Source organism: Armatimonas sp. (assembly GCF_043757465.1).
In the GTDB taxonomy this organism is placed as follows: Bacteria; Armatimonadota; Armatimonadia; order Armatimonadales; family Armatimonadaceae; genus Armatimonas.
On the sequence record NZ_JAYVPL010000041.1, the window covers coordinates 62196 to 74471 of the forward strand.

Consider the following 12276-nt stretch of genomic DNA (forward strand, 5'->3'; position numbering starts at 1 on the left):
GGTTGTGCGAAAAGGTAACTTATTTGTGGTCTCCGGGCCGTCGGGAGTGGGCAAAGACACGGTTCTTGCCGCACTTCTTGAACACCAGCCCGATGTTAAAGTGTGTGTGACTGCGACAACGCGAGCGATGCGCCCCGGCGAGTCTCAGGGCAAGCCGTACCAGTTTCTCTCGGTCACCGAGTTTGAGAGCCTGGTGAACGATGACGCGTTTTTGGAGTACGCTCATGTCAATGGGGGCAATCTCTACGGCACGCCCCGTGCTTGGGTGGAAGAGAACCGGGCGACGGGAAGTGACGTGATCCTCAAGATAGATGTCCAGGGAGGGATTGCCGTTCGGAAGAAAGCCTCGGATGCCATTCTCATCTTTTTGGAGCCGCCGTCGCTGGCTGAGCTTGAACGTCGCCTACGTGCACGAAGCACAGAGAGCGAAGATCAGATCAAGATCCGCCTACTGGACGCCCGAAACGAGCTGGCGCAGAAGCCGCACTACAACTACGCCGTGGTCAATGATTCTCTTGAGAGCGCTGTAGATCACCTTCGCGGGATTATTCTCGCCGAACGGTGCCGGGTGCCAGTGCGGGGGTGATTTTACGGTACACTGGCTCATGCCTAAGTTTCGGATTTGCTATCACACCACGGGCGGGAGCTTCCGCCGCGAGCTGGAGGCCGCCGATGCGGCTGCCGCGGAGGTGGCGGCCTGGGCGACTCTTGCCCAGGATCCATTGCGCTATGAGAGTGAAAAGACCGCGATTCTGATTCGCCCTGCCTACGTCGCCGCAATCTCTGTGGAAAGCAAACCCATCGTGGAGCCCGACGGACGTAAAACGGGCTTGTTGGGCACTCGGATGGTTTGAGAGACACGCAAGCATTCCTATGCAAGACCTGCCTGCCCGCCACACCCGCACGGGGCTCTTTCGGCTTCATGCCGACTTCGCCTCGCAAGTGCTAAAGCCGCGCCGGACGGTGCTGGTCTACTTGCCGCCTGGCTACTACGAAAATCCGGAGCGGCGCTACCCGGTGCTCTACCTCCAAGATGGGCAGAATCTTTTCGATGGCGCGACTTCTTTCATCCACGGTCAGGAATGGCGCGTGGACGAAACAGCCGAACGCCTGATTGTAGCCGGCAAGATCGAGCCACTGATCATTGTGGGGATCTACAATACTGGCGCGACGCGGCTTGAAGAGTACACTCCGACACGCGATAAACGCGGACGTGGCGGTAAGGGCGACCTCTATAGCAAGCTCCTCACCGACGAGCTCAAGCCCTTTATTGATCGCACCTACCGAACAAAGACGGATGCGGCAAACACCGCGCTCGGGGGCTCGTCGCTGGGGGGCCTCATCTCGCTCTGGGTGGGGCTCAAGCGCTCAGATACCTTTGGGAAACTCGCTATTCTCTCGCCCTCGGTGTGGTGGGATGAGAAGGCAATTCTAAAAGCAATTACCAAGAAGCTTGTCTTAAAGCTCTGGGTGGACATTGGTACCTCCGAGGGCGACAGTGCGCTTCCCGACACGCGGCTCCTGCGCGACGCGCTGAAGGAAAAAGGCTGGAAAGAGGGGAGCGAGCTTTCCTACCAGGAGTTCGAAGGAGCCCAGCACAATGAATCGTCCTGGGCCGCGCGCTTCGATAGAGTGCTTCTGTTTCTCTTCCCACGCTAATCGCCGATTTATTTAGCGGTTTTCTTAGCCCGGCGCGCTTTATAGATCTCGATGAGGTTCGCGGCAGGGCCCATGAGAGTGAGTGCGAAGTAGGGAGCGTGGCTGGCGATATGGATATTCCAGTCCTTGCCCCACTGCCGTAGCACAAACTCAGCTGCCGCCACCAGAAACGCCACCAGCATCTGGCCCTTTTTTGAGTGCACCGTGGTCTTGGGATCGGTGATCATGAAGAACACAAAGAGCTGGTACATGGCGCTGGTCAGTGGAGCGAACTCATAACGCAGAGCGGGGCCGAACGCCATGTCGCTGTGGAGCGCGGCACGAAGCACGGCAAAGAGCGCAAAGCAGAGCATGTACGTAAAACAGATATGGAAACGCTTGAGCCGATAGATAATCACCGAGCCGAGGATCCAGATCACGATTGCCGCCAGAGCATGGTTGCCAAACTGGAAGCCCAAGGTGTACATAGACTCCGGCGCGAGCAACAAGAGAAGTACGATTGCCAGATTCGACGGGTTCCAGAGGTGGCGTCCATCTACGCGGATCACGTATTTACTGATGATCGAGAGGGTGGGAGCGACGATAAAGGGCCACCATTCGGTCGAACGCACTAAGATTCCGCAGGAGATGCCCGAGACATAGGCGCTTGCCAGGTGCGGCATTTTTTTGAGGGTGAGATAGCCGAAAAGGGCTTCGGTGACAATACTGACAATAATGCAGAGCGCGGTTTTTCGCCAGTCGGCGAGCATGCCCGTGGAGAAGTGTCCCAGGAGCAAGATGCAACTGATCAAGATGGGGGCGACATACTTGCTGTCTATTTGCAAGCCAAGACGGTTAGGAGAATCGTAGGCAATAGCGGGTGTCATTGCTTAAGGAGTGCTTTCTTTAACGGTAAGAATTTGGTTCGCTTTCGGTGCGGGGATCGTCGTTATTTTACCGCCTGGCCAGCGGATTTCCACTTTCTCGATCACGGAGCCCGTGCCGAGGCCAAAATGAAGACGTCTATCGTTCTGTGCGCAGAAGCCGACACCGCCCGTGACAACCTGGCGCTGCTTCATGCCCTTCCAGAAGAGAGTTATCTCGGCACCGATAGGGCTGGTCTTACTTTCCAGAGAGACCGTTAGCCAGTGGTTCTTGGGATCCGCCTGATTTTTGTAGACCAGTAGCGGGCCGCGCTGATTTGCCACGAGAATGTCTAGGGTGCCATTATTATCGAGATCCGCAAGCGCCACCGCACGGCCATCGAAGAGATCGGTCGCACCCACGGCCTGCGCCACTTCCGTAAAACGCCCTGCGCCATCATTGAGCCAGACACGCTTCTGCTGGTACCCCGAGAGGCTGCGGCCTTTCATCGGGGGCCAGTTCGTCACATCCTTGAGAATCTCAGCCGTTGCCGGTGTGATAATAGAGTAGTCGTACCAGTAGCTCTTGTCTTTATCTGCGGAGATATAGCCATTGGTCAGATAGAGATCCTGGAAGCCATCGTTGTTCAGATCGCCGAACTGTGCCCCAAAGCTCCAGCCGCCTTTTTCGACACCCACTGCCTCCGCCAAGTTCTCGTACTCTAAGCTCTTTCCGGTGCCTTCTTTGGGAACCCAGAGGTTGTTGCCCTGCATTACCTGGCCATCTTCCCAGATATTGGAGATATAGACCGAGAGGCGGCCATCGTTGTAGATATCCCCGAATGCGGCGTTCATTCCGCTCTTGGACTGCTTTCGGATCCCTGCTTCCTCGCCGATCTGCGTGAAGCTTTTTCCGTTATTGTTGCGCCATAGCTCCGGCTTGCCATAGTCCGACGCCAGAAAGAGATCGGGGTAGCCGGTGCCACGCAGATCGGCGGCGATAGCGGCCAGTAGCCAGGAGCGGTTGGTCATCCCAACTTCTTGGGTGGTGTCGCGGAACGTGAAGTTACCTTCGTTATGCAGTAAGTGCTTGGTCGCGCCATTAGAGGCGAAGTTAAGAGCATCGGGCATGATCTTGGTGGTCTTGAGGTGCCAAAGATCGTGCTGCTCGTCGAAGTAGCCGCAGAGCAGAATATCGAGCTTGCCGTCGCGGTCGTAGTCGAGCAGCGTCGCCGTGTTGGCGTTCATCCACTGAGGCAGATTGGCTGTCTCCGTGACGCGGGTGAAGCTCTTGCCCACGTTGTTTTTGAAGAGCTCGGCGCGGCCCCACTTGTAGACCAGAAGATCCTCCCAGCCATCACCGTCGAAGTCTCCCCAGAGAGCGCCCTGGCTAGTTCCGGTATCGTCTTTATTGAGATCCGCAACACCGAGTCTTTCCGCAACCTCCTCGAAGGTGCCGTCGCCTTTGTTATGGTAGAGTGCGTTCTTACTGTTCTCACCCGAACGCGTGACATAGAAGTCGGGCCAGCCGTCTTTGTTGTAGTCGGCCACAGCGACGCCCGCGCCCATATCGGCGATACGCGGTAGGATCGGCTCCAGCTTTGGATCGAGTGTGGGCGACGTGTGGGTGAAGTCAACTCCCAGTGCCTTGGCGCTCTGCGTGAGAGCGAAGCCGTAGCGCGAGAGGGAATCCGAGGCGGCCAGGGCTTGCAGCCCTCCCGCTGTGTTTAGCGTGGGAGGCGAGACATTTTTCTGATTTCGCCACCAGGACCAGCCCAGCAGCCCGATGAAAGCGAGAAGTGCCACCGTTTTGGGGGCTCCGGCGTTGTTCTGTTCCATAGTGTTATTCTACCGCTCGGAACGCCAGAGCGTCGCCAGAAGTTCCAGCTCCGCGTACTCACTCTCGCGCAGATCGGCGAGCGGCGGGCGTACGGGGCCTCCGACAAGCCCAATTTTATCCATGAGCCGCTTCATAACCGAAACTTCGTAGCCCTTTCGCCGTGCCCGAAACGTGTAGAGCGGCAAGACGTAGCGCTGCATCAATTCGGCGAGGGCATCCTGGTCGCCTGTTGCTGCGGTGTCGTGCAATTGGCGGGAGATCTGTGGCGAGAGATTCGCGATACTTGAGGTGTAGGTGCGAATCCCGATACTGTAGTAGCCTGGCACAGCATCGTCGCCCGCACCACCGATCCAGTGAAGACGCTCTCCGACTTTGTGCATGATTTGCTGCAAGCGGCGCGTGTCTCCCTGGCCGTCTTTGAGTGCGATGAGATTGGGAATCGAGTCCGCCAGGCGCTGCACTAAAGCAGGTGAGGGGTTAAAGCTATCACGGGAGTAGATCAGCACCCCAAGCGGCGTGGCATCAGCCAGTGTTTTATAGTAGGCCAGCAGCGCGTCGTCGTCGGCCGTGGGATAGTACGCGGGAAAGAGCAGAAGACCGTCCACACCTGCCGCCTGTGCCTGCTTGGCCTGCTCCACCCCGAGCGCCGTATTGATTCCTGCTGCCGCCAGTACCGGCACGCGCCCGCCTATTTCCGCAACCGTCACTTCAATCACTTGCTTCAGCTCATCTGGCGAGAGCGTGTGAAACTCACCCGTGCCTGCCGCTGCGACAACCGCGCAAATCGGTGCGTTTTTGAGTGCCTGAAGATTATGTCGAAGTCCGGCAAGGTTCAGCGAGAGGTCGTCATGAAAAGGTGTTACCGGGAAGGCAATCACCCCGGAGAGCTGTGTACGAAGAGCATCGGGCGTTGTCATAGGGGGATTTTACCAGCTCTTCAGCCCGAGGAGCTTCTTGCCCAGATCGGTCAAAATGGCGGGTTCGGGGTAGAGCACCCTCTCGCGCCCTTGGAGAGGCTCGGGAATATTGTTGGCCCAGCCGTCCGGGGCACGGTGCTCTTGCCAGCAAGCGATGCGATCCAGGCGGGTCGCTTCGTCGCCTTCCGGATAGAGTGTCACGTACTGGCAGAGCCGAGGTGCCGCTCCGTGGTTCGCTCCGTTGCCGTGGGCCAGGGTGACGTCCCAGATCACCAGATCGCCCGCTTCGGCGGGAATCGGGGTGACGGCCATGCCCTCGGGGAGGCGCGTGAGATCCGGGACATGCTTATGGCGATCCTCGGGCTGCTCCGCGATCCAGCGCACGAGATTCTCGCGGTGGAAGCCGGGGATGCAGCAGAAGCCCCCCATGTCCTCGGTGGTGTCGGTGAGGCAGAGCACGGCCTGGAGGAAGAAGCGCCATGTCTCTGGCGGCGTGCTGGTGTCCATGTCCCAGTGCACAAAGCCCTTGTCCTGGTGTTGCGGGTGCTTCTCACTCAGCGGTGGTTTGAAGCAGGCGCGGTCCAGGCTCGCCCACAGCTTCTCGGTACCGTAGAGGTCCACGAATGTCTGGTAGAGCCGAGGATTCTGTCGGTTGTCCCAGAGCGACTGGGTCTGGTGAATGTGCGCGAGTGAGCCGCGCCGCTCCGGCGGATACCAGGTATCCGTATCATTCGGATCCATCTGCAAAAATGTGTAGATGTCGGTGACAACGGCATCACAGTTTTCCTTGGGGACGACCCCTTTCACGACAAGGTAGCCCCAGCGATCGAAAAACGCCCGATCCTCGGCAGTGAGTACATGTTCCATGGCTTTTGCTTCACCAGAGCGCGGGCCAATTCCTGCTCACTCTTGTTAGCGCCGCTTCAGATAGGAACGGATCGCATCTTTCCAGTCCGGCATGGTGTCCATGCCACGGAGCGTGAGCATCTTACGCTCCAGCGGCGAGACACGCGGGCGGGGAGCGGCGGGTTTGGCGGTGGCGACATACTGCGCGAAGGTGGTGCCCAGAACCGGTGTCGCTAGGCCCGCTTCGCCGACAATGAACTTTGCGAACTCTAGGAGCGAGCACTGCCCGGCACTCGCCACATGGTAGGTGCCGGGCAGAGGCTCAGTGGCTAAATTCAGGAGCACGGTAGCAAGATCGGCGGTGTGGGTGGGGCTGATGATCTGATCCTCGACGAACGTGAGGCTCGGGCGAGTCAGGGCGGCGCGGACGATGGTATCTACGAGGTTTTTGCCGTGGGGGCCGTAGAGAAACGACGTGCGAGCGATCAGGTGCCGATCCGGGAGGGTCTGGCGCACGAGACGCTCGCCCGCCTCTTTGCTCGCGCCGTAGACACTCTGTGGATTCGGGGCATCGAACTCGTGGTAGGCGCTGCCTTTTTCGCCGTCGAAGACAAAGTCGGTGGAGACCTGAATCAGCCAGCTTCGGGTTTCGCTACAGGCGGCGGCAAGGTGCGCAGCGCCCAGCGCGTTGAGCCGCCAGGCTGCCTCCGGCTCGCTCTGTGCCCCATCTACATTGGTCCAGGCGGCGCAGTTTATGACCGCGTCGGGGCGGTGAAGACGAAGACAGGCGCAGACGGCGGTGAGATCGGTGATATCCAGTGCAGTACGGCTCGCTAAAGCAACAATGTCGTGGCCTCGGCGCTCGGCTTCGGCCACGACATCGCTTCCCAGCATCCCACCCGCTCCGACAACGAGGAGGCGTAGGCGCATCGTCTACGCGCGCTCGTCCATCGGGACAAACGCCAGATCGCGCGGGCCGCCGTAGATGGACTCGGGGCGGATAATCAGGCTCTTGGGCATCTGCTCTAAAATATGGGCCGTCCAGCCGCTGGTTCGGCCAATCGCAAAGACGGGCGTGAAGATCTCGGAGGGGATTCCCACGGCATGCAGAATCAGCGCGGCGTAGAGCTCCACATTGGCGCGGAGCTTGTTGCCCGGCTTACGCTTCTCTAGCTCATCCACCGTGGTCTGCTCGACAATCTTGATCAGATTCAGCAAGTGATGATCCCCGGTCTCGTCAGCCATCTTATCGGCGGCCTCAGAGAGCAGGGCAGCACGGGGGTCGCGCACTTGATAGACGCGGTGCCCGAAGCCCATAATGCGCTCTTTTCGATCGAGCGCGGCACTGATCCAGGGCTGGACATTCTCCTCAGAGCCTATCTCATCGAGCATGTCTAACACGGGGCCAGGGACACCGCCGTGGAGCCAGCCTTTGAGGGCACCAATCGCGCCCGTCAGTGCCGAGACCATGTCCGAGTTGGTGGACTGGATCACGCGCCCCGCAAAAGTCGAGGCGTTGAAGCCGTGCTCCGCGACGGCGACTAAGTAGGCATTGAGGCCCGCCACACGCGCCTTACTAGGCTCCGTACCCTCCAGCATGTAGAGGAAGCCCTGAGCCACGCTGTGCTCCGACTTGGGGTGGACAATTTCTTTACCCTCGCCTAGGCGGTAGCTGTGCGCCACAATCGCGGCCATCTGTGCTTGAAGGCGTGCGGCGCGGCGCAGGGCATTTTCTACATCCGCAGGAGCATTGATGGGCCAAGCCGACTCTGGATCGCCAATGGTTAGGGTGGAAGCTCCTATGCGCAGAATATCCATCCCCTCGGCGTGGGGCGCACAGGCACGCAGGGTTGCCAGGGTCGCCTCCGGCAGCTCACGAGCAGCCGACATTTCTGCTCTCAGAGTGTCGTACTCAGCACGATTGGGGAGCTTGCCGTGCCAGAGCAGATAGCAAACTTCCTCGAACGTGACATTGCCAGAAAGGGAGCTGATATCATAGCCGCGCAGAGTCAGCTTCCCGTTCTGACCATCTACCTCCGCAATTTGGGTCTTTGCGGCAACGACGCCTTTAAGACCATCGTGGATCGTCGGTTCGGATGCCTGGGTTTCGGGGGAACTCATGTTTATCTAAAGAATCCTTTGGTTGGAGATTGCCGAGAGATAGTACCTGCCAGTAGCTTGCTTGTCAACGTCGGCAAACTACCAGAAATTCACGTTATTTTTTTACCTGGATGGGAGACCACACTGGAGACGATGCCTTGCCCTTGCCCTGGGTCAAATTGATCGGTGTATCCGTGCCTGTTGCGGGTGTGACCAGTAGCTCTTTGTCGGCGACAAAGGCCAATGAGGCGCTGTCCGGCGACCAGGTAACGGCACGGACGGGTTTGTTGTAGAGCAGTGTGGGAGGATCTTGTGCCGTGATATTGCCCACAAATAGCCCCGTGGACTTGCCATCCCGCGCTTCTGAAATATAGATCGCCAGCAGCTTGCTATCGGGGGCTACGCAGAAGCCATCCGCGATAAAGGGAAGAGGGATAATGCTCTGAGGAGTAAGCTTCGCGTCAAAATGAACCAGAACCGACTTACCCTCCATGACATCGTTTTGTGAGGACATCTGGTTTAGAAGTTTCCCCATCTGCTCTGAGGCCATCTGTTTCTCCTCCTCCGTCTTTGGGTTTGGAATCTGCATGGCTTCTTTCAGAGGGGCTCCTCCTGTGAAGAGCACGACAAAGCTGCCGTCTTTGAGTGCCTGGAAACGCAGATCCTGAGAAGATCCCAGGAGAGCCAGGAATTTATCCTGAACCTGATAGACCACGAGTAGGTGGCCGTGCTCGCGCTTGACTGCGGCTAGAATGGTCTCACCGTCTTGGGAGACTGCGTACTGACTGATGCCACCCTCCGCAAAGAGAGCGGCGAGTGCGACATTGTCACGCTTCCCCTCGACCGTTGGAAAGATCGCGTCGGAGTCGGATGCATCCGTGGTGGTTCTACCAATCTTTCCGCTGTCCAGAAAAAACAAGTCGCGGTCGCCGCGAAAATAGGGTTGTTCCTTGGTGGACTCATTTACCGTTAGCGTGATTTGCCTTCGGCCCGGCGCCGCTTCCGTAAGACATACCTGGCGAACGCCGCTCTGACCGTGATCTTCGGTGAACACAAGACGCTGGCCATCTGCAGAGAAGGCAAGCTCGCCCTCCAGAGTCGTATCACGGGTGAGCTGGGTTGGCTCGCCGCCCGTTGCACTTGCCAGATAGATATCGCTCTGGCCGTCTTTTTCCCAGACAAAGGCAATCTTGCCCGCCGTACTGGGGACGCCGACAAAGGGCAGGGGGAAGCCACGATAGCCCCAGAAAGCCAGTCCACCCAGAATGCCTAGTGCGGCGAGGGCGAGCAAGAAGCTGCGAAACGTGAAGATTTTAGGACGCATAACTGATTTCTTGAAATTTAGTAAGTTCTGGCGACATAGCTACCAAGATAGCCCGTGTAGCCAATGACAACCGTCGCCGCAAGCATGAGAACCAGGTAGCCCAGATAGAGTCTATCGCCTCTACGATCCTGGGCTAAACCAACCCCAAAGTCTCTCGTGGCACTCCTCCAGATCAGCAACAAGGTGATTCCGATGCTACCGCCCAGCGCAAAGTTACGGTGAGGCAGAAGATGGTCCGCCTCCCATTTCTCCACGCGAAACCAGCCAAGCTGCCCCCAGAACCCTGAGAATATCGCGGGCAGGGAGAGCGTGACGGCCACGACTAGCGCCCAGAAACCGACAGTGCGCCATTCTTTTTTTCCAGAAATCTTACTCCCTAGGTCAAAGGCAAAGGAAACAAGAGTGAGTGCAAGTGCAAAGTGAACGCTGGCACCATGAAGGTGCTGCCAGAGCTTGATAGGGTCTTCCTGAGGCATACCCCCCTATGATACAATAAACGCAGACGGGTCGCCGCTTTCGGCGGCCCGTACTTTCGTTAATGGTGAAACTATATGCTGGCGGATATATCCAAAGATTTGGGCCTGCTTGCGGAGCGCCTCGACGATATCGGGAGGCATCTTTGACCTTCCCCGTCGAAATAAAGAGATAGCACAGCTCGAAGCTCTCGCGGGGGAACCCTCGCTCTGGGACGATGTGGCTCGTGCCCAAAAAACAATGCAAGCGCTCGCAAAAGCGAAAGAGGAGGTACTGCCCTACTTAGATTTGCGACGGAAACTAGATGACACGCTGGTTCTGATTGAGATGGCCGAGTCCGACGATGACCCGGAGGCGTATGAGCCCGAGGTGCGCTCCGATACCGAGGCAATCATGGCGGGCATGGATAAGGTGGAAAATGCCACACTTCTCTCTGGTCCTTATGATGCCCACGATGCCATCCTCGAGATCAAGCCGGGGGCGGGGGGGACGGAAGCCTGTGACTGGGCCGCGATGCTCCTGCGGATGTACTTGCGCTGGGCGGAGGCCAATGGCTTCCAGGCGGAAGTCAATGAGGAACTTCCCGGAGAAGTGGCGGGAATCTCCTCCGCGACCGTGTTTGTGACGGGACGAAATGCTTATGGGATGCTGCGCTCCGAACACGGGGTGCATCGCCTGGTACGAATCTCTCCCTACAACGCCAATGGCAAGCGCCAGACCAGCTTCGCCGCTGTGGAAGTTCTCCCGCAGATCGAAGATGACAGCGAGCTGGTGATTGATGACAAAGACCTGCGGCTCGACACCTTTCGGGCAAGCGGTGCAGGCGGCCAGCACGTCAATAAAACCAGCAGCGCCGTGCGCATCACGCACATCCCGACCAATATTGTGGTGACCTGCCAGGACCAGCGCAGCCAGCTACAAAACAAAGAGGTCGCGATGCGCGTCTTAAGAGCAAAGCTCGCTGAAGTTGAGGCGCGCAAGTTCGATCAGAAGATGGCGGAGCTTCGTGGCGATCAGCAGCGAATTGAGTGGGGAAGTCAGATTCGTAACTATGTCTTTCAGCCCTATACCCAGGTGACGGATATCCGAAGTCGGGTGAAGCTGACCGATGTGAATGCGATTATGGACGGCAACCTTGAGGCGCTCCAGCTAGGGTATCTGCGCTGGTTTGCCGGTAAAGGAGCAGCAGGAGATGCAACCGATGGAAACGACGAAGATTAAGTTTCTCGCACTGGCAGGATTGTTACTAGGGGGCCTAGCGCTCCCTGTACAGGCACAGTCGGAGAAAACCGCGATCCGTCTTGGCGAGGCCGAGGCGGGGAACTTGGTGGCGGATGCCGTTCGTTTGAGTGCAGGCGCAGATGTCGCGCTGGTGCCCGCTGCCGCCTTCAAGGGCAGTAAGGCCGTCTCCCCTGAGACGGCAACAGCTCTGCTCGATCCCGCGACTGATGAGATCGTGGTGCTCAGTGTCCGTGGTAGCCAGCTCAAAGATGCCCTGGAGCGCTCGGTGTCTTTTGCGGGAACCCCGTTCGCGGGTTTTCTACAGGTCTCAGGGCTCACTTTCCAGTACAACGCCAGCCACGACATTGGGGAGCGTGTGGTGAAAATCACGGTAGGGGGGACGCCTCTTGACCCCAAGAAACTCTACAAAGTCGCCACCACGCGCCCTCTGGCCGATGGTCAGCAAGGCTACTTTCAGATCTGGAAAAAAGACCAGATTCTCCCCGGCACAAAAGCCGTCACCCTTGCCACTGCGCTACGCGCCTTGCCCGCGGGGCAAGTTGGCAAGATCGAGGGACGCATCGTTCGGGTAGACAAGTAGGTCTAGCACAGGGTTTTATTGAGGTTGTCCAGCACGCGCCGGAGATAGCCGCGTGTGGCCGCCACTTCTTGCATACCGTCGAGGGCCGCATCTGTCTCCCCGCCATCGTAGGCGGTGAAGAGCTGACTCAGTCGTGCTTTGAGAGTAGCATAGGCTTCGGTGAATTCGACGTGTGCTGCTTCCAAGTTCGTTCGCTGGCTCGCGTCACCGTCCTGGAACTCCATCAGCGCCTCTTGCAGCTCCATCACGGTGGCAAAAAGTGCTTTGGGTGGCTTGGAGTCGCGCAGCTCGCCTAGCTTCACACTTCGCTCTCGGCGGAGCAGATACTCGGCGCGGGTGAATGGGTCTTTGAGGATGCGGTACGCATCGTTGACAAGCGCCGTTGAGGTGAGCGCGTCGTCCTGGGTCTCGGCAGTGGCGGCGGCAAAGCGATCCGGATGAAAACGCCGCGA

The 12276-nt window shown here is 58.3% G+C and carries 14 protein-coding genes; 5 read left to right on the top strand and 9 right to left on the bottom strand.

Going from position 1 to position 12276, the window contains the following annotated elements:
- The first annotated feature begins 4 nt into the window (after positions 1-4).
- Genes gmk through ACH2ED_RS05465 form a run of 3 tightly spaced genes read left to right on the top strand, consistent with a single transcriptional unit; the run spans position 5 to position 1659 of the window.
- Entirely contained in the window at positions 5-586 is a 582-nt protein-coding gene (gene gmk, locus ACH2ED_RS05455) for a guanylate kinase (RefSeq protein ID WP_395089195.1), read from the top strand.
- A gap of 19 nt (positions 587-605) precedes the next feature.
- The gene (locus ACH2ED_RS05460) at positions 606-854 is read left to right on the top strand and encodes a hypothetical protein (protein WP_395089196.1); all 249 of its coding nucleotides are present in this window, start codon (positions 606-608) and stop codon (positions 852-854) included.
- Between the two features lie 19 nt (positions 855-873).
- Positions 874-1659 (top strand): alpha/beta hydrolase, encoded by a 786-nt coding sequence (locus tag ACH2ED_RS05465; RefSeq protein ID WP_395089197.1) that lies wholly within the window; start codon positions 874-876, stop codon positions 1657-1659.
- An 8-nt stretch (positions 1660-1667) separates the two neighbouring features.
- Here ACH2ED_RS05465 and ACH2ED_RS05470 read toward each other — a convergent pair whose 3' ends face one another.
- From ACH2ED_RS05470 to ACH2ED_RS05505, 8 genes are all read right to left on the bottom strand, one after another.
- Entirely contained in the window at positions 1668-2525 is an 858-nt protein-coding gene (locus tag ACH2ED_RS05470; RefSeq protein WP_395089198.1) for an RnfABCDGE type electron transport complex subunit D, read from the bottom strand.
- A gap of 3 nt (positions 2526-2528) precedes the next feature.
- Positions 2529-4340: a CRTAC1 family protein gene (locus tag ACH2ED_RS05475; RefSeq protein ID WP_395089199.1), complete on the bottom strand. Its 1812-nt coding sequence runs from the start codon at positions 4338-4340 to the stop codon at positions 2529-2531.
- Between the two features lie 9 nt (positions 4341-4349).
- Entirely contained in the window at positions 4350-5258 is a 909-nt protein-coding gene (locus ACH2ED_RS05480) for a dihydrodipicolinate synthase family protein (RefSeq protein WP_395089200.1), read from the bottom strand.
- A gap of 9 nt (positions 5259-5267) precedes the next feature.
- On the bottom strand, positions 5268-6125 hold the full coding sequence (locus tag ACH2ED_RS05485) for a phytanoyl-CoA dioxygenase family protein (protein ID WP_395089201.1): 858 nt from the start codon (positions 6123-6125) through the stop codon (positions 5268-5270).
- Between the two features lie 45 nt (positions 6126-6170).
- Positions 6171-7034, bottom strand: coding sequence for a dTDP-4-dehydrorhamnose reductase (rfbD, locus tag ACH2ED_RS05490; RefSeq protein ID WP_395089202.1), 864 nt, complete (start codon positions 7032-7034; stop codon positions 6171-6173).
- A 3-nt stretch (positions 7035-7037) separates the two neighbouring features.
- Positions 7038-8225 (bottom strand): citrate synthase, encoded by a 1188-nt coding sequence (locus ACH2ED_RS05495; protein WP_395089203.1) that lies wholly within the window; start codon positions 8223-8225, stop codon positions 7038-7040.
- A gap of 94 nt (positions 8226-8319) precedes the next feature.
- Entirely contained in the window at positions 8320-9528 is a 1209-nt protein-coding gene (locus ACH2ED_RS05500) for a hypothetical protein (RefSeq protein WP_395089204.1), read from the bottom strand.
- A gap of 17 nt (positions 9529-9545) precedes the next feature.
- Positions 9546-10004, bottom strand: coding sequence for a DUF2231 domain-containing protein (locus tag ACH2ED_RS05505; RefSeq protein ID WP_395089205.1), 459 nt, complete (start codon positions 10002-10004; stop codon positions 9546-9548).
- A 75-nt stretch (positions 10005-10079) separates the two neighbouring features.
- Here ACH2ED_RS05505 and prfB point away from each other — a divergent pair.
- Together prfB and ACH2ED_RS05515 are read left to right on the top strand one after the other, a co-directional pair.
- Positions 10080-11223 (top strand): peptide chain release factor 2 gene (prfB, locus tag ACH2ED_RS05510; RefSeq protein ID WP_395089206.1). Its coding sequence is split into 2 segments (ribosomal slippage): positions 10080-10136 and positions 10138-11223, totalling 1143 coding nucleotides; the frame shifts between segments, so codons are not numbered across the junction.
- A complete protein-coding gene (locus ACH2ED_RS05515; protein ID WP_395089207.1) occupies positions 11195-11824 on the top strand; it encodes a 5'-nucleotidase C-terminal domain-containing protein in 630 nt (209 codons plus the stop codon). The genes prfB and ACH2ED_RS05515 overlap by 29 nt, the downstream gene beginning before the upstream one ends.
- A gap of 2 nt (positions 11825-11826) precedes the next feature.
- On the opposite strand, the gene hscB is transcribed toward ACH2ED_RS05515, so the two are convergent.
- Positions 11827-12276, bottom strand: a 450-nt coding sequence (gene hscB / locus ACH2ED_RS05520) for a Fe-S protein assembly co-chaperone HscB (protein ID WP_395089208.1), incomplete at its 5' end; no start/stop codon positions are given.

Excerpts from the sequence above, each read along its gene's own strand:
- ACH2ED_RS05460 (WP_395089196.1), top strand. The coding sequence starts at position 606 with ATGCCTAAGTTTCGGATTTGCTATCACACCACGGGCGGGAGCTTCCGC.
- ACH2ED_RS05465 (WP_395089197.1), top strand. The coding sequence starts at position 874 with ATGCAAGACCTGCCTGCCCGCCACACCCGCACGGGGCTCTTTCGGCTT.
- ACH2ED_RS05470 (WP_395089198.1), bottom strand. The coding sequence starts at position 2,525 with ATGACACCCGCTATTGCCTACGATTCTCCTAACCGTCTTGGCTTGCAA.
- ACH2ED_RS05475 (WP_395089199.1), bottom strand. The coding sequence starts at position 4,340 with ATGGAACAGAACAACGCCGGAGCCCCCAAAACGGTGGCACTTCTCGCT.
- ACH2ED_RS05480 (WP_395089200.1), bottom strand. The coding sequence starts at position 5,258 with ATGACAACGCCCGATGCTCTTCGTACACAGCTCTCCGGGGTGATTGCC.
- ACH2ED_RS05485 (WP_395089201.1), bottom strand. The coding sequence starts at position 6,125 with ATGGAACATGTACTCACTGCCGAGGATCGGGCGTTTTTCGATCGCTGG.
- rfbD (WP_395089202.1), bottom strand. The coding sequence starts at position 7,034 with ATGCGCCTACGCCTCCTCGTTGTCGGAGCGGGTGGGATGCTGGGAAGC.
- ACH2ED_RS05495 (WP_395089203.1), bottom strand. The coding sequence starts at position 8,225 with ATGAGTTCCCCCGAAACCCAGGCATCCGAACCGACGATCCACGATGGT.
- ACH2ED_RS05500 (WP_395089204.1), bottom strand. The coding sequence starts at position 9,528 with ATGCGTCCTAAAATCTTCACGTTTCGCAGCTTCTTGCTCGCCCTCGCC.
- ACH2ED_RS05505 (WP_395089205.1), bottom strand. The coding sequence starts at position 10,004 with ATGCCTCAGGAAGACCCTATCAAGCTCTGGCAGCACCTTCATGGTGCC.
- ACH2ED_RS05515 (WP_395089207.1), top strand. The coding sequence starts at position 11,195 with ATGCAACCGATGGAAACGACGAAGATTAAGTTTCTCGCACTGGCAGGA.